The organism is Mycolicibacterium iranicum (assembly GCF_014190915.1).
Classification (GTDB): domain Bacteria; phylum Actinomycetota; class Actinomycetes; order Mycobacteriales; family Mycobacteriaceae; genus Mycobacterium; species Mycobacterium iranicum_B.
The window spans coordinates 763556-779776 of record NZ_JACHVU010000001.1 but is presented as its reverse complement, the minus strand read 5'-3'; the positions used below and the strand labels follow the sequence as shown (position 1 = coordinate 779776).

Annotated in this window: 16 protein-coding genes; 7 read left to right on the top strand and 9 right to left on the bottom strand. The window is 69.8% G+C overall.

Going from position 1 to position 16221, the window contains the following annotated elements:
• Window positions 1-30 precede the first annotated feature (30 nt).
• Window positions 31-615 carry a sigma-70 family RNA polymerase sigma factor gene (locus FHR72_RS03605; RefSeq protein WP_183466505.1) on the top strand — a complete coding sequence of 195 codons (585 nt, stop codon included), beginning with the start codon at window positions 31-33 and terminating at the stop codon, window positions 613-615.
• On the opposite strand, the gene FHR72_RS03600 is transcribed toward FHR72_RS03605, so the two are convergent.
• The 4 genes from FHR72_RS03600 to FHR72_RS03585 all read right to left on the bottom strand — a co-directional run bounded on the left by FHR72_RS03600 (window position 591) and on the right by FHR72_RS03585 (window position 4152).
• Complete coding sequence (locus tag FHR72_RS03600) at window positions 591-1499, bottom strand: DMT family transporter (RefSeq protein WP_183466504.1); 909 nt, start codon at window positions 1497-1499, stop codon at window positions 591-593. The two genes, FHR72_RS03605 and FHR72_RS03600, sit on opposite strands and share 25 nt — an antisense overlap.
• 45 nt (window positions 1500-1544) lie before the next feature.
• Window positions 1545-1853: a hypothetical protein gene (locus FHR72_RS03595; RefSeq protein WP_183466503.1), complete on the bottom strand. Its 309-nt coding sequence runs from the start codon at window positions 1851-1853 to the stop codon at window positions 1545-1547.
• A gap of 59 nt (window positions 1854-1912) precedes the next feature.
• On the bottom strand, window positions 1913-3199 hold the full coding sequence (locus tag FHR72_RS03590; RefSeq protein ID WP_183466502.1) for an MFS transporter: 1287 nt from the start codon (window positions 3197-3199) through the stop codon (window positions 1913-1915).
• An 83-nt stretch (window positions 3200-3282) separates the two neighbouring features.
• On the bottom strand, window positions 3283-4152 hold the full coding sequence (locus FHR72_RS03585; protein WP_183466501.1) for a hypothetical protein: 870 nt from the start codon (window positions 4150-4152) through the stop codon (window positions 3283-3285).
• 41 nt (window positions 4153-4193) lie between these two features.
• Between FHR72_RS03585 and FHR72_RS03580 the strand changes: the two genes are divergently transcribed.
• Window positions 4194-6146 carry a potassium transporter Kup gene (locus tag FHR72_RS03580; RefSeq protein WP_183466500.1) on the top strand — a complete coding sequence of 651 codons (1953 nt, stop codon included), beginning with the start codon at window positions 4194-4196 and terminating at the stop codon, window positions 6144-6146.
• Here FHR72_RS03580 and FHR72_RS03575 read toward each other — a convergent pair.
• Both FHR72_RS03575 and FHR72_RS03570 read right to left on the bottom strand, forming a co-directional pair.
• Window positions 6129-8495: a glycoside hydrolase family 65 protein gene (locus FHR72_RS03575; protein WP_183466603.1), complete on the bottom strand. Its 2367-nt coding sequence runs from the start codon at window positions 8493-8495 to the stop codon at window positions 6129-6131. The genes FHR72_RS03580 and FHR72_RS03575 overlap by 18 nt on opposite strands.
• A gap of 2 nt (window positions 8496-8497) precedes the next feature.
• On the bottom strand, window positions 8498-9196 hold the full coding sequence (locus tag FHR72_RS03570; protein ID WP_183466499.1) for a beta-phosphoglucomutase family hydrolase: 699 nt from the start codon (window positions 9194-9196) through the stop codon (window positions 8498-8500).
• Window positions 9197-9236: 40 nt separating this feature from the next.
• On the opposite strand from FHR72_RS03570, the gene FHR72_RS03565 reads away from it, so the two are divergent.
• Window positions 9237-10109, top strand: coding sequence for an LLM class F420-dependent oxidoreductase (locus tag FHR72_RS03565; protein ID WP_183466498.1), 873 nt, complete (start codon window positions 9237-9239; stop codon window positions 10107-10109).
• On the opposite strand, the gene FHR72_RS03560 is transcribed toward FHR72_RS03565, so the two are convergent.
• Genes FHR72_RS03560 through FHR72_RS03550 form a run of 3 tightly spaced genes read right to left on the bottom strand, consistent with a single transcriptional unit; the run spans window position 10106 to window position 12085 of the window.
• Window positions 10106-10978, bottom strand: coding sequence for a rhomboid family intramembrane serine protease (locus tag FHR72_RS03560; protein WP_183466497.1), 873 nt, complete (start codon window positions 10976-10978; stop codon window positions 10106-10108). The genes FHR72_RS03565 and FHR72_RS03560 overlap by 4 nt on opposite strands.
• Window position 10979: 1 nt before the next feature.
• Complete coding sequence (locus FHR72_RS03555) at window positions 10980-11387, bottom strand: VOC family protein (RefSeq protein ID WP_183466496.1); 408 nt, start codon at window positions 11385-11387, stop codon at window positions 10980-10982.
• A gap of 50 nt (window positions 11388-11437) precedes the next feature.
• Window positions 11438-12085: a nitroreductase family protein gene (locus FHR72_RS03550; RefSeq protein WP_183466495.1), complete on the bottom strand. Its 648-nt coding sequence runs from the start codon at window positions 12083-12085 to the stop codon at window positions 11438-11440.
• 293 nt (window positions 12086-12378) lie between these two features.
• On the opposite strand from FHR72_RS03550, the gene FHR72_RS03545 reads away from it, so the two are divergent.
• The 4 genes from FHR72_RS03545 to FHR72_RS03530 all read left to right on the top strand — a co-directional run bounded on the left by FHR72_RS03545 (window position 12379) and on the right by FHR72_RS03530 (window position 16213).
• The gene (locus tag FHR72_RS03545; RefSeq protein WP_183466494.1) at window positions 12379-12780 is read left to right on the top strand and encodes a heme-binding protein; all 402 of its coding nucleotides are present in this window, start codon (window positions 12379-12381) and stop codon (window positions 12778-12780) included.
• A gap of 107 nt (window positions 12781-12887) precedes the next feature.
• Window positions 12888-13361: an Rv1352/Rv1906c domain-containing protein gene (locus FHR72_RS03540; protein ID WP_183466493.1), complete on the top strand. Its 474-nt coding sequence runs from the start codon at window positions 12888-12890 to the stop codon at window positions 13359-13361.
• The gene (gene lipE, locus FHR72_RS03535) at window positions 13358-14590 is read left to right on the top strand and encodes a lipase LipE (RefSeq protein ID WP_183466602.1); all 1233 of its coding nucleotides are present in this window, start codon (window positions 13358-13360) and stop codon (window positions 14588-14590) included. The genes FHR72_RS03540 and lipE overlap by 4 nt, the downstream gene beginning before the upstream one ends.
• Before the next feature lie 171 nt (window positions 14591-14761).
• The gene (locus FHR72_RS03530) at window positions 14762-16213 is read left to right on the top strand and encodes an LLM class flavin-dependent oxidoreductase (protein ID WP_183466492.1); all 1452 of its coding nucleotides are present in this window, start codon (window positions 14762-14764) and stop codon (window positions 16211-16213) included.
• Window positions 16214-16221 lie beyond the last annotated feature (8 nt).

Below are 16221 nucleotides of genomic sequence, written 5' to 3'. Positions count from 1 at the left end.
CCGGGCCCCGCCACGCGCGAGAGTTTCCTCATGCGTACCGGCTCCCACGACGACCAGCTCACCGCCCGTTTCGAACGCGATGCCGTTCCGCTGATCGCGGAACTGTACCGCCACGCCTTCAAGTTGACCCGCGACCATGCCGACGCCGAGGACCTCCTGCAGGAGACGGCCGTCAAGGCCTACGCGGCCTTCGGCAGTTTCCGTGAGGGCACTAACCTCGTCGGCTGGCTGTACCGGATCATGCACAACACCCACATCAGCGCCTACCGCCGGCAGCAGCACCGTCCGACGCTGCAGTTCACCGACGAGTTCAGCGACGGTCAGTTGCTGGCGGCCAACCACAGCAGCGCCGCGCCCGGGTCCACCGAGGACGTCGTGCTCGCGGGCGCGGCCGACCCCGCGATCGTCGCGGCGATGCGGGCGCTGCCCGAGAAGTACCGCACCGCGGTCTATTACGCCGACGTCGAGGGCCGCAAGTTCCGGGAGATCGCCGAGCTGATCGACGTGCCGATCGGGACCGTGATGTCGCGCCTGCACCGCGGGCGCACGCAGTTGCGCGCGGTGCTGTCCGAGGTCGCGAAGGACCGGGGCTATCCCCTGCCCGAGGCGGCCTGAGCCGACTCCTCGCCACCGGTGAGGCGTTCCTCGTAGGCGCCCTCGTCGCGTCCGAGCGCGATCGTGCCCGCGACCATCGCGGCCGTCGAGACCCCGATCGCGATCAGGTCCCAGTGCCCGACGTTGAGGTGCTCGCCGAGCACGACCGCCCCGAGGATCACCGCGATCATCGGCTCCAGCACGAGCATGGTCGGCACCGACGTCTGCAGCGATCCGGCGTGGAACGCCGACTGCTGCAGCAGCGTGGCCCCGACCCCGATCAGCACCAGCAGGTAGAGCACCGGGGTGGTCAGCACCGCGACCGCACCCTCGTGGGTGAGCATGTGCATGACGAGCTTGGTCAGCACGGCCACGACGCCGAACAGGACACCGACGGCGACCGCCAGCAGCACCGCCCGGATCCAGCCCACGATGCGGGTCGCGACGATCACGCAGGCCAGCACCGCGACGGTGCACACGACGGCCACGACCGTCGAGGTGGTCAGCGACGCCTCGTAGTCACCCGGGCTGGCCTTGGCCAGGACGACGAAGACCGCCAGCGCGACGGTCAGCAGCACGGCCCAGGCCCACTCCGAGCGCGTCACCGTGCGGTGCGCGAGGCGGGCGCTGAGCGGCAGGGCGAACAGCAGCGCCGAGACCAGGATCGGTTGCACCAGCAGGAGCGAGCCGTTGGCCAGCGCAAGTGCCTGGAACACGAACCCCGCGACCGCCGACGCGGTGCCCATCCACCACAGGGGCCGGCGGATCAGTGTCGCGAACATGACGGGGCTGATGCCGTGCTCGGCGGGTACGTCGAGGGTGGCCCGTTGGCGAACCACGATGCCGACGGCGAGAAACACCGCGGCCAGGAATGCCAGCAGCACGGTAAGTCCATGGCCGATCACCCGACAAGGCAAGCACATTTCACCGCGCTGCGCCGAACCGCCTGATTAGGACGCTTCCTTACCCCCGACGTCCCCGACCACCCGAAGGTGCGGCCGCTGCGGCGTGGTCGCGGCGCCGTCCGGCGCGATCTTGTCGTTGACGGTGGCCACCACGGAATCCACGCGGTGCACGGCGCGGTCGCACAGCCCGCGCACGCGGTCGCCGGCGGTGTCGACGGCCGTGTCCACGTCGTCGGCGGCGCTGAGCAGGTAGGCGCGGATGTCGACCCGCAGCCGCTCGCCCGCCCGGCGCAGCCGGCGCCGCAGCCGGTCGTCGATCTCGACGGTGACGTAGGGCAAAACCCGGAGCTTCATCCCGCGCGCCTCCCCTGTGGATGCCTGTGGTGGATGCTTGAGCCCACCCTAGCCAAGCATCAGTGGACCTGCGCCAGCGAACGGCCGGCGCTCTCACGCAGGGTCAGCACCGTGCCCAGCGACACCGCGGCGGCCGCGATCAGATAGAACGCGGGGGCTATCGAGTTGCCGGTGGACGCGGTCAGCCACGTGACCACGTACGGGGTCGTGCCGCCGAACAGCGCCACACACACGTTGTAGCCGACCGAGAACCCGCTGAACCGAACGCGGGTGGCGAACAGTTCGACGCCGGCCGACACCGCGCACGAGATGTAGACCGACTCGATCGCGGCGAGCAGACAGTGCGCGGCGAGGGCGGCCACCAGCGAGCCGGAGGTGAGCAGCAGGAACAGCGGGTAGGCGAGCACGACGAACGCGGCGGCGCCGGCGATGAGCAGGGGGCGGCGGCCCACCCGGTCCGACAATGCGGCCAGGGGCAGGATCAGGACGAGCGCCACCACGCAGGCCAGGGTGATCGACAGGAACGCATCGGACTTCGAGAACTCCAGCGTCTTGATGAAATACGTTGGCAGGAAGGTGAACACGACGTAGTAGCCGATGTTGAACACGATGAACAGGCCGATCACCTGCAGGATCTGGCGCCACGACGTGCCGACGGCCTCCCGCAACGGCGAGTCGGAGGTCTTGTCGGCCTTGTTCAGCTCGGCGAACTGCGGGGTGTCGCCCAGACGCAGCCGGATGTAGAGGCCGACCAGGCCCAGCGGCCCGGCGATCAGGAACGGGATGCGCCAGCCGTAGCTCTCCATCGCCTCGGCGGGCAGCAGGGCCTGCAGCAGGGTCACGGTGACGGACCCGAGCAGGAACCCCAGCACGCCGGACCAGGCCATGAACGTGATCGTCAGCCCGCGGCGGCGGTCGCTGGCGAATTCGGCGAGGTAGACCGCTCCGCCGCCGTACTCGCCGCCGGCCGAGAAGCCCTGCAGGCACCGCAGCACGAGCAGCAGCAGCGGCGCGGCCAGACCGATGGTCTCGTAGGTGGGCAACAGTCCGATGCCCAGCGTGGCGGCCGACATCAGCAGGATGACGACCGCGAGCACCTTCTGCCGGCCGATGCGGTCGCCGAGGGGGCCGAAGAAGAACCCGCCGAGGGGACGCATGAAGAACGCCGCGGCGAAGATGGCGAAGGTGTTGAGCAGCGCGGTCGTGTCGTTGCCCGACGGGAAGAAGTGCGCGGCGATGAAGGTCGCCAGGAAGCCGTAGATCGCGAAGTCGAACCACTCCACGGCATTGCCGATCGAGGCGCCCGTCACCACCCGGCGAATGTCGGACTGCGGTTGCGGTTCCATGGCCGACCCCCGAATCTAAGCGTGGCGCTGAACATTTCGCTTACCGCGACGCAGTGATGCGCCGCTGCAGGCAACCTATCGTGTCAGCCTCTGACCGCCCGCTTGGCCGCCTTCACCGCGTCGGCGGCGTCGCGGCTGGCCTGCTTGCCCGCCGCGTAGGAGTCCTCGGCCGCGGCCAGCGCCTCCTGCGCCGCGGCGAGCCGGCGCTGCGCGTCCTGGTGCCGCAGCCGGGCGGTGGCCAGGTCGGACTGCAGCTCGGTGAGCGCGGCGTCGGCGTCGGACTTGGCCCGTTCGGCCGCGGCCAGCGCGGCACGGGCCTTCTGCGCGCGTTCGTCGACCTTCTTGCTGGGGGCCCTGTCGGTCGTGGTCTTCGCGCTTGGGGTCTTGGCACCCGGGGTCTTCGCGCCCGAGCCCTCCGCGGCCCTGTCCGGTCTCGGGCTCCTGGTGGTGGGGGCCACCGCCGAGGCCTGCTTGGCGGCACTGACCCCGAAATCGCCGAATCCCGACCACTGTTCGGCCTTGGCGAGGCGGCCCAGCCGGTCGGTGACGTCGGGATCGGCCACGGCGGCCTGCAGTGTCGAGGTCACGTCGTCGCGCAGCGCGGCCGACGGGGAGGACACCCCAGCCTGCGTGAGCGCGGTGCGGGTCAGCGCGTCGACGAGCTTGCGCTGCTCGGCGGTCAGTGCGCGGATGGCCTCGCCGTCCATGGCCGCATGCGCCTCGCGCAGCCGGGACCCGAGATCGGCGAGCTGCGCACGGGCCGCCGTGGTGAGCGCCAGCGCATTGACCGCCCAGGCCGCCGTCGTCGGTTTACGGCTGCCCGTGATGCGCTTGGCGGCATCGGTGTCCCCGCTCTTCTTGGCCGCCGCGGCCAGCCTGGTGCGCAGCCCGGTGAAGTCTTCGGGCCGGGCCCTGTACAACTCGTCGAGCGCCTCGTCGACCGCGAACCCCATGCCCTCCGTTCTAACGCGAAAGTCCGGCCGCGTCAGCGACAATGTGGCACATCGACAACACATCGGGGATCAGGAGCAGGAGCTCGCTGCGGCCTGCCATCGTGGTCGGGGCGCTCGGCGTGGTCTTCGGCGACATCGGCACCAGCCCGATCTACACCCTGGCGACCGTGTTCGACCCCGGTGATCCGCATCCGGTGCCGGTGTCGTCCCACAACGTCTACGGCGTGGTGTCGCTGATCTTCTGGTCGGTGATGACGATCGTGACGCTGACCTACGTGACGCTGGTGATGCGCGCCGACAACCACGGCGAGGGCGGCATCATGGCGCTGATCACCCTGGTCCGGAAGTGGGGGGCGCCCAGCACCCGGCACACGACGGCGGCGCTGGCCGCCCTCGGCGTCTTCGGGGCTGCGCTGTTCTTCGGCGACAGCATGATCACGCCGGCGATCTCGGTGCTGTCCGCGGTCGAGGGTCTCGAGGTCGTCGACCCCGACTTCAAGGACCTCGTCGTGCCGGTGACCGCCGTGATCATCCTCGCGCTGTTCAGCGTGCAGCGGCGGGGCACCGCGGCGGTCGGACGGTTCTTCGGGCCGGTGATGATTCTGTGGTTCGTCGCGATCGGCGCGCTGGGCGTCGGCGGTATCGCGCGCAATCCCGACATTCTGAGGGCGCTGTCGCCGACCTACGCCCTGGGCTTCCTCACCGGGCACTTCCACATCGCGTTCTTCGCCCTGGCCGCCGTCGTGCTGGCGGTCACGGGGGCCGAGGCGCTGTACGCCGACATGGGCCATTTCGGCCGCAAGGCGATCACCCTGGGCTGGCTCGGCCTGGTGCTGCCGGCCTGCACCCTGAACTACCTCGGGCAGGGCGCGCTGGTGCTCGATGACGAATCCGCCGTGCGCGCACCGTTTTTCCTGCTGATGCCGGAGTGGTCGCGGATCCCGCTGATCCTGTTGGCGACCGCGGCCACGGTGATCGCGTCGCAGGCCGTCATCACCGGGGCGTTCTCGGTGGCCTCGCAGGCCGCCCAGCTCGGCTACCTGCCGCGGCTGCGCATCCAGCACACCTCGGCCTCGACCATCGGCCAGATCTACGTGCCGTGGATCAACGGCGTGCTGCTGGTCGCCGTCCTGATCCTGGTGTTCGCGTTCCGCAGCTCGTCGGCGCTGGCGTACGCGTTCGGCATGGCGGTGACAGGCACCATCACGATCACCACCCTGCTGTTCCTCTACCTGGCGCGCACCCGGGCGGGTGCGCCGCTGTGGCTGGTGATCGCCGGGGGTGGCGCGCTGCTGTGCGTCGACCTGATGTTCTTCGCGGCCAACATGACCAAGCTCGTGCACGGCGCCTGGCTGCCGCTGCTGATCGCCGTCAGCGCGTTCACGGTGATGACGACGTGGCAGCGCGGGCGCGTCGTCGTCACGCGGGCCCGGCGCGAGGCCGAAGGCCCGATGCAGGACTTCATCGACGGTCTGGGCACCAGGACCCCGCCGCTGCTGCGGCTGCCGGGCACGGCGGTGTTCCTCAATCGGGGGGCGGACGGGCGGGAGGGGTACGGCGACGACACCGCGCCGCTCTCGATGCGGTCGAACGTCGACCACAATCATGTGCTCGCCGAGCATGTGGTCATCGTGTCGCTCACCACCGAACCCGTCCCCCGGATAGCGGACGCCGAGCGGCTCAGCGTCGACGATCTGGGCGCCGCAGACGACGGAATCATCCGTGTGATTGCCCGTTTCGGCTACATGGACCGGGTCGACGTGCCCCGCGCCCTGCGGCTGCTCGACCCGTCACAGACCGAGGGCCCGCTGGACCTCGACCACGCGACCTACTTCCTGTCCAAGCTCGAGCTGTGCCAGGGCGACGCTCCCACGATGGCGCCGTGGCGCAAACGGCTCTTCATCGCGACGTCCCACATCACCGCCGACGCGGCCGCCCACTTCGGCCTGCCGCTGGACCGGACGGTGATCATCGGGTCACGACTCCAGATCTGAGGTCCGCTTGCGCCGCAGCGGTTCCCGTCCCGGCGGCTGCTGCGGGGGCGGGAGCAGCGGAACCCGCGGCCGTACGGGGACGCGGGTCGGCTCGGAGGTGGTGATCTCCAGCGACTCCCCCGCGTGCCGGATCGTCAGGGCCCCCCGCGGACCGTCGCGCAGCGTGTAGGTCACCGTGTCGTGGTCGGCCTCGACCGTCACCCGGAAACCCCGCCAGCGCAACCGGAATCGCAGCCGGGAGATCCCCGAGGGCAGGTGCGGATCGAGTGCGAGGACGCCTTCGTCGTCGCGCAGTCCGCCGAATCCCCCGACCAGGGCGGTCCAGCTGCCCGCCAGCGACGCCAGATGCAGCCCGTCACCGGTGTTGTGGTGCAGGTCCCGCAGATCGATCAGGGCCGCCTCGTAGGCGTAGTCGTGGGCCAGTTCCATGTGGCCGACGTCGGCGCACATCACCGCCTGCGTGCACGCCGACAGCGAGGAGTCCCGCGTGGTGCGCCGCTCGTAGTAGTCGACGTTGCGGGCCTTCTGCTCGGGAGTGAACGCATGGCTCTGCCACTGCATCGCCAGCACCAGGTCGGCCTGCTTGATCACCTGCGTCGGGTACAGCCGCACATACGGTTCGTGCAGCAGCAGTGGGTATTTCGTGTTCGCGCGGAAGTCCCACTCCCTCAGGTGGGTGAACCCGTCGCACTGCGGGTGCACGCCGAGCTCCTCGTCGTACGGAATGTGCACCGCGTCGGCGGCGTCGCGCCACGCGGCGGTCTCCTCGGTGTCGACCCCCATGTCGCGCGCCGCGTCGGGGTGGCGCGTGCACGCGTCGGCGGCGATCCGCAGGTTCTGCGCCGCCATCAGGTTGGTGAACACGTTGTCGCGCACGATCGCGGTGTACTCGTCGGGTCCGGTCACGCCGTCGATGCGCCACCTGCCGTAGCGGTCGTGGTGCCCCAGCGACAGCCACAGCCGCGCCGTGTCCACGAGAACGGCCAGCCCGCAGTCTTTTTCGAGCGAATCGTCCCCGGTGACCACCCGGTAGCGGTCGAACGCCATCGCGATGTCGGCGTTGACGTGGAACGCCGCGGTGCCCGCCGGCCAGTACGCCGAACACTCCTCGCCGCGGATGGTGCGCCACGGGAAGCTGGCCCCCTTGAGGTCCAGTTCGGCCGCGCGGGCGCGGGCCAGATCCAGCGTGGACGCCCGCCAGCGCAGCGCATCGGCGGCCGCCCGCGGGGCGGTGTAGGTGAGCACCGGCAGCACGAATCCCTCGGTGTCCCAGAAGGCGTGGCCGTCGTAGCCGGTCCCGGTCAGCCCCTTGCCGGCGATGGCACGGCGCTCGGCGCGGGCACTGGCCTGCAGCACGTGGAAGAGCCCGAAGCGCACCGCCTGCTGGCAGTCGGCGTCGCCGTCGACCTCGACGTCGGCGCAGTCCCAGAAGTCGTCGAGGTATTCGCGTTGCGCGTCGAGCAGGCCCTGCCAGCCCGTGTAGCGGGCACCCGCGATCGCCGCGGCCACCTGGTCACGCAGCGCCGGCCGGGACCGCAGGCTCGACCACCCGTAGGCGAGGAACTTGACCAGACGCAGCCGCTCACCGGATTTGAGTGCGCAGACGAACGTCGTGCGCGCCCAGTCCTCCCCGGCGTCACCGCTGATGTCGACCCGGCCCTCCGCCTCGATGAGGTGGTCCATCGCCGCGGCCATGGTCAGCTCGCTGGCGCGCGTGCGGTGGATCAGCATGGCTCCGTTCTCGCTGACCTCGTGCTGCACCGCCTCCAGCGGTTTCTCCAGTACCGCGGCCACCCGCGGATCGTCGGACTGCGACGGCTGGTCCTCGTTGGCGACCAACTCGGACTGCACCGTCAGCAGGACGTCGTCGACGGCTTCCACGATGTACTCGATGGCGGCCAGCCCGCGCTGGGCCAGCGACACCAGCCGGGTCGAGTTCACCTTCACCCGTTTGCCCGACGGCGCCACCCATTCCGCGGTTCGGGTGAGGGTTCCGGCGCGCATGTCGAGAGTCCGCTCATGCGAACATAATTCGCCGTACCTGACGTCGAACGGCTCGTCGTCGACGAGCAGGCGGATCAGCTTGCCGTTCGTGACGTCCACGATCGACTGGCCGTCCTCGGGGTAGCCGAAGCCCGCCTCGGCATAGGGCAGCGGACGGATCTCGTAGAACCCGTTCAGGTACGTCCCGGGGAGCCCGTAGGGCTCGCCCTCGTCGAGATTGCCGCGCAGTCCGATGTGCCCGTTGGACAGGGCGAACAGCGACTCGGTCTGCGGCAGCAGGTCGATCCGCAGCTCGGTCTCACGCACCTGCCACGGCTCCACCGGGAAGGCGTCGTCGGTGATCATCATTATGTGAGCAGGTCCCCCAGGTCGGTGACGACGATATCGGCGCCGTTGTGCCGCAGCTCTTCTGACTGTCCGGTGCGGTCCACACCGACCACGATCCCGAACTCCCCGGCGCGGCCGGCGGCCACCCCGGACAGCGCGTCCTCGAACACGGCGGCTTCCGCCGGCGCGACGTGGAGCAGCTCGGCGGCGCGCAGGAAGGTATCCGGCGCGGGCTTGCCGCGCAGACCCTGCTCGCGCAACGTCACGCCGTCGACCCGCTCCTCGATGAAGACGTCGAGCCCGGTCAGCTCGAGCACCTCGCGGGTGTTGGCGCTGGAGGACACGACCGCGCGACGCAGCCCGGCGTCGGCGGCGGCCTGCAGGTAGCGCCGCGACCCCTCGAAGACCTCCACCCCGTCGCTCTCCAGCGTCTGCCGGAACATCAGGTTCTTCCGGTCACCCAACCGCGTCACCGTCTCCTCGTCGACGGAGATCCCGCGGCTGTCGAGGAACGACCGGATGCCGTCGGCGCGCGGCTTCCCGTCGACGTAGCGCTCGTAGTCCTCGCCCGCGTCGAAGGGACGGAACTGCTGCTGCAGGGTGTGCAGATACTCGTCGAACATCGCCTTCCAGGCGCGCCGGTGCACGCTGGCGGTGTCGGTGAGCACGCCGTCGAGGTCGAAAAGGCACGCGCGTATCCGTTCGGGAAGACCGAGCATTACCCACTCATACCCCCTTTCGCTCAATAGCTTGTTGGTCATGCGCATCGGTGTCGTATTTCCCCAGACAGAGCTCGGCGGCGACCCGGAGGCGGTCCGTGCCTACGGCCGCCGTGTCGAGGAGCTCGGTTTCACCCACCTGCTCGCCTACGACCATGTGCTCGGGGCCGACCCCGACGTGCACACCGGCTGGGCGGGTCCCTACGACATCGACACCACGTTCCACGAGCCCCTGGTGATGTTCGGCTTTCTCGCCGCGGTCACCACGTCGTTGGAGCTGGTCACCGGTGTGGTGATCCTGCCGCAGCGCCAGACCGCGCTGGTGGCCAAACAGGCCGCGGAGGTGGATCTGCTCAGCGCCGGCCGGCTGCGGCTCGGGATCGGGCTGGGCTGGAACGCCGTGGAGTACGAGGCGCTCGGCGAGCGGTTCACCACCCGCGGGCGGCGCGTCGAGGAACAGATCGAGCTGCTGCGCCGACTGTGGACGCAGCGATCGGTCAGCTTCGACGGCGACCACCACCGGGTGACCGGCGCCGGGATCGCGCCCCTTCCGACGCAGCGGCCCATCCCCCTGTGGATCGGCGCCGCGAGCCCGCCCGCCTACGCGCGCGTCGGTCGCCTGGCCGACGGCTGGTTTCCGATGCATCCCCCGGGTCCGCGCCTCACCGAAGCCCTCTCGACGATCGCCGCGGCCGCGCGCGACGCCGGACGTGACCCGGCCGGCATCGGCATGGAGGGCCAGGTCAGCTGGCAGCACGACCTTGAGCGCGTGGTCGCCGACCTCGACGCGTGGGCCGAGCACGGCGCCACCCACGTCGCGGTGAACACGATGGGAGCGGGCCTGCGCACCGTCGAGGAACACCTCGCGGTGCTGGAGACCGTCGCCGGCCGCGTCGGTCTCCGGCCCAGCTAGGCGAGCCCCATCAGCGCCCGCAGATCCGCGGTGCGCCACAGCACCAGGCCGGCGAACACGACCAGCAGCGCCACCACGGCGCCGGCCTGCACCAGGGTGCGCTGCGCCCGGGGCGCATACGCGAACGCCGCGGCCACCAGCGCGCCCGTCACCAGCCCGCCGATGTGCCCCTGCCAGCTGATGTTCTGCGAGCTGAACAGCGGGAAGAGGAACGTGAAGGCCAGGTTCAGACCGATGATCATCACCACCGACCGCACGTCCATGTTGAGTCTCTTGCCCACCACGAACATGGCGCCGAACAGACCGAACACGGCACCTGAGGCGCCGGCGGTCAGCGCATCGAGGGTGAGCAGGTAGACGAGTACCGAACCGCCGAGGGCACTGACCAGATACAGCGCGGCGAACCGGACCCGGCCCAGCGCGATCTCCAGCGGCGGGCCCACGAAGTACAACGCCAGCATGTTGAACGCGATGTGGGTGATCCCGAAGTGCAGGAACGCCGAGGTCAGCAGCCGGTAGACGTCGCCGTCGGCGACTGCGGGCGGCCACAGGCCCAGGGCGCGTTCCAGCTCCGGCGACGCCATCTGCAGCGCGAACATCAGCAGGTTCACGCCGATGAGCGCGTAGGTCACCACCGGCGTCATGGTCGCGGGCCGCTGGGCGCCGAAGGCGTTAATCACGGGGCGCACCGAGCGGGCCGCCTCCCCGACGCAGTCCACGCACTGGTGCCCCACGGCCGCGTCGCGCATGCACTCGGGGCAGATGAAGCGGTTGCAGCGGGTGCAGCGCACGTAGGTCTGCCGGTCGGGGTGCCGGTAGCAGGTCGGCACCTGCTGCGGCGGGCCCGGCTGCGGGTAGGGATAGCCCACGTCAGAGGGTCCCGAACAGCTCGATGTGGTTGCCGTCCGGATCCGCCACGAACATGAACCCCATGCCGGGCACCGGCGCGAACTCGGTGACCGGTTCGACGACCTCGTACTCCGAAGCCTCGAACGCCTCACCGACGGCCCGCAGCCCGTTCACCCCGATCGTGAAGTAGCGCAGCCCCGCCTGGCTGCGCCCGCCGCCCGGTGCGGCCGGGGCAGGCGGCGCAGTCGTGTAGGTGACGAGCTTGAGCACGCTGCCGCCCAGGGAGTAGCGGCGTTGCCTGCCGCCCTCGAAGTCGATCTCGCCCTGCGGCTCCAGTTCCAGGAAGCCCTCGTAGAACGCGACCATCGGGGCCAGGTCGGTGGTGACGAGCCCGACCTCGATGCCCGGTGTCAGCAGGTCCAATTTCACTGTGTCTTCTCTCCCGTCGCTTCGCTCGCCCCGCGGCAATTTCCCCCAAACTATCCGCCGAGCAGCTCCGCCGCCCCGCCATCCCAGGTGTCCAGCCTGACGGCGTCGGCCAGCGGCCTGCGCCGCAGCGGGCCGTGCCTGCCCTTGGGCCACCCCACCACGACGTGGCCGGCCAGCATCCAGTCCTCGGGCACCCCGACGGCATCCCGGAGCACGCGCTCGCCGTCGTAGGACGCCCAGCTCGTCAGGCAGGCGCCCAGCCCCTGCGCCCGCGCGGCGAGCAGGAAGTTCTGCATCGCCGGGAAGATCGACCCGCCGAGCAGTAGCTCCGAGGCCGTCGGGAACCGCTTCTGCGTGAACAGCACCGAGGTGAACTCGCCGGCGCGGTCGTGCAGCTCGTAGGTCGCGCGGTTGTTGCGGGCCCGCGGACTGTCGTCGTCGGGGGCGGGCCGGCTCATGCGGTAAACGGGCTCGATCACGGCCAGCGCGTGCGCGGCGGCCTGCGCGACGACGGCGCGCTGCGCGGCTGACCGCAGCACCACGAACCGCCATGACTGCGCGTTGGCGCCCGACGGCGCCCAGGTGGCGGCTTCGAGGCAGCGCCGCAGCGTGGCGTCGTCGACAGGTTCGTCGGTGAACCGCCGGATCGTGCGGGCCGTCGACATCGTCTCCCAGATGTCCGTGCTCGATGCGCGCATGACACCGAAGCTATCGGACGAATGGCCGGTAACAATTCGACAACGACACAGATCACGATCAATTAAGCAATCGCGCGCAACTCTGAGAAAGCTCAGGATTCGGTGCCGGTTATTTCGTTGGCAGCGAACAGTTTCGCCGAAATTGAGGCCAATGTCACCGTCGCCGGGAGTAACGCTCGCGGGGTTTCGACCTCGGCGTTTGGCGCCGAAGTTTGGTCCCTTCAGATTCGGCTACTTTGGTCTGCGGGCGGGGAAAGCAGTGACCGATTCACAATACGAAGGACCAATCAATCATGAATTTCAGTGGTAACACCGTGCGCCGTGGTGTGGCCGGTATCGGGGCGGCCTGTGTCCTAGGCGGTCTCGCCGCAGCAACCGTTGCCGCGCCGGTCGCGTCGGCCCAGCCGGCGGGATGCTCCGCCAGCGATCTGACGGGCACCGTCAGCAACGTGACCGCCGCAGCACGCGGCTACCTCGACACGCACCCGGGCGCCAACCAGGCGGTCACCGCGGCGATGAACCAGCCGCGGCCCGCAGCCGAGGCCAACCTGCGCGGCTACTTCACCGCCAACCCCTCGGAGTACTACGACCTCCGCGGGATCCTGGCACCGCTCGGTGACGCGCAGCGCAACTGCAACGTGACCGTGCTGCCCGCCGAGCTCCAGTCGGCCTACGACACCTTCATGGCGGGCTGATCACCCTCAACAGGAAGCGGCGTCGGAAATCTCCCGCCGCCGCTTCCTCGTATGTGGCCGCCTCGTATGTGGCCGCCTCCCGGTCCCACCCTTTAGACTGCCTAGCTATGAGGCTGACGACCCCCGCCGCGCTCGGCGCCGCGGCCACCTCCGCCTGGTTGGCCGCCTGCATCGTGGCCGCCCCGATGGCTTCGGCCCAGCCGGCGCCACCCGCGCCGCCGGCCCCCACCCCGCCCGCGCCGGGTGCACCCGCTGCGGGGCTGAAGACCACGATCGAGGCCAGTGGCACCTACGCCGTGGGCACCGACATCGCCCCCGGCGTGTACCAGTCGGCGGGGCCCGTCGACGACGGCGCCTGCTACTGGAAGCGATCCGCGGGCGACGAGATGGTCGACAACCGGCTGACGAAGAAGCCCGCGTTCGTCCAGATCATGCCGACCGACACCTCCTTCACCACCAGCGACTGCCAGGCCTGGCAGCTCACCAACGCGCCGATGCCACCGCAACCCGGGCCCGGCGACCTGCTCGGCCAGCTGACACAGGCGATCGGCAGCGGCATGTTCTCCGGCGGCCCGCGCTGAGTTCGGGCCGGATCGCCGTCCCCGCGGACCTCGACGCGGTCACCGCGATCGGGGACGAGGATCATGCGGGCGTCGATCCCGCCGCGGTCGAGCGGATCTGGGAGGCCGCCCGGCACTGGTACCGCGCGGGCATGCACCCCGCGATCCAGGTGTGCCTGCGCCGCGACGGCAAGATCATCCTGGACCGCGCGATCGGCCACGCCTGGGGCAACGGTCCCGACGAGGGCTCTGCCACCGAGAAGATCCCCGTGCGCACCGACACCCCGTTCTGCGTGTACTCGGCCGCCAAGGCCATCACCACGACGGTGGCGCACATGCTCGTCGAGCGCGGGGCGTTCTCCCTCGACGACCGCGTGTGCGAGTACCTGCCGACCTACACCAGCCACGGCAAGGACCGGACCACCATCCGGCACGTGATCACGCACAGCGCCGGCATCCCGTTCGCGACCGGCCCCAAACCGGACCTCAAGCGGATGGACGACAGCGACTACGCCCGCGACATGCTCGGCCGGATGAAACCCGTGTACCCCCCGGGACTGATCCACATCTACCACGGCGTCACCTGGGGCCCGTTGATGCGCGAGATCATCTCGGCGGCAACGGGACGCAACATCCGCGATATCCTGGCCGACGAGATCCTGGGCCCGCTCGGCTTCCGCTGGACCAATTACGGTGTTGCCGCACCGGATGTTCCGCTCGTCGCCCCCAGCCATGTGACGGGCAAGCCGCTGCCGCCGCCGATCGCGAAGGCCTTCAAGACGGCCGTCGGCGGGACCCCGCAGCAGATCATCCCGTTCTCGAACACGCCCCAGTTCCTGACCGGGGTCATCCCGTCGTCGAACACGGTGTCCAACGCCAACGAGCTGTCCCGGTTCGCCGAGATACTGCGCCGCGGCGGGGAACTCGACGGTGTGCGGGTGATGTCGGCAGACACGCTGCGGGCAGCGACGAAGGAGGCGCGCCGGCTGCGCCCCGATCTCGCCACCGGTCTGCAGCCCATGCGCTGGGGCACCGGATACATGCTGGGCTCCAAGCGGTTCGGTCCGTTCGGCCGCGACGGCTCCGGGGCGTTCGGCCACACCGGACTGACCGACATCGCGGTGTGGGCCGACCCGGAACGGGCGCTGTCGGTCGCGGTGGTCAGCAGCGGCAAGCCCGGCGGGCACCGCGAGGCGAAGCGATACCCCCAGCTGCTCGACCGCATCAACGCCGAGATCCCGCGGATCTGACGCAGGCCCCCGAGCCTGCCCCGCTCGCACCGCGAGCGCGCGTGTCTGCACACGAAACGCTGCGCAGTGCCGTGCAATGGCGCACGCTCGCGCTCGCCGACCGAGCGCAAGATTCTGATCGCGCTGAACCTAACCGGTGACGACGCGACGGCGACCGAACAGCCTTTCGGGGTGACCCGCGTGATCCGCTTCAACGCCTTCGACATGAACTGCGTCGCCCACCAGTCGCCCGGCTTGTGGAAGCATCCCGACGACCAGTCGTGGCGCTACAAAGACCTGGAGTACTGGACCGAACTGGCCAAGCTGCTCGAACGGGGCCGGTTCGACGGGCTGTTCATCGCCGACGTCCTCGGCACCTACGACGTGTACGGCGGCAGCGACGAAGCCGCGATCCGTCAGGCCGCTCAGATCCCGGTCAACGACCCGCTGCTACTCGTCTCGGCGATGGCACTGGTGACCGAGCACCTCGGGTTCGGCATCACGACCGGCACCGGTTTCGAGCACCCGTACCCCTTCGCCCGCCGCATGTCGACCCTCGACCACCTTACGAAGGGCCGCATCGGCTGGAATGTCGTCACCGGCTATCTGCCCGCCGCCGCACGCAACATGGGGCAGACCGACCAACCCGCCCACGACGCCCGCTACGACCACGCCGACGAATACCTCGAGGTGCTCTACAAGCTGTGGGAAGGATCGTGGGAGGACGACGCCGTGGTGCGTGACCGCGCTCGCGGCGTATTCACCGACCCGGCCAAGGTGCACCACATCGGCCACCGCGGACCACATTTCAGTGTTCCCGGCATGCACCTGTCCGAGCCCTCGCCGCAGCGGACGCCGGTGATCTATCAGGCCGGCTCGTCGCCGCGCGGCGTGCGCTTCGCCGCCGAGAACGCCGAGGCCATCTTCACCGCGTCGCCGACGAAGGCGATCCTGCGGGAAACGGTCAGCACGATCCGCCAGGAACTCGAGATCGCCGGACGCGACCCGTATTCGGTCAAGATCTTCAACCTGTCGACGATCGTCACCGCAGCCACCGACGAGGAGGCCCACGCGCGCCACGCCGAGTACCTGTCCTATGGCGATCCCGAAGGCGCGCTGGTATTCATGTCCGGATGGATGGGTGTCGACCTGTCCCGCTACGGCCTCCACGAGCCCGTCGGCAACGTCGACTCCAACGCCATCCTCTCGGCCGTTGCCGCGTTCCAGTCCGCTGATCCCGACGGCCGCGAATGGGCCGTCCGCGACATCGCGGAGTGGGGCAAGATCGGGGGCATGGGCCCGCGATTCGTCGGGTCCGGGATCAGCGTTGCCGATTCTTTGCAGGAGTGGGTCGAGGAAACCGACGTCGACGGCTTCAATCTCGCCTATGCGATCTCCCCCGGCTCGTTCGCCGAATTCGTCGATCATGTCGTGCCGGTGCTCTCGGAGCGGGGCGCCTACCAGACCGCGTATACGCCAGGTACATTGCGGCACAAGCTGCTCGGTCACGGCGACCGCCTGCCCGACGATCACCGCGGCGCGCGCTACCGCGTCGGCGGACCTCTGTCGACGATCATCGACCGCCCGGCCACGCTGCCATCCTCGTCGGCATCGACGGCGTCGCCACCCGCGGCGGGACGCTGACGTCGCAG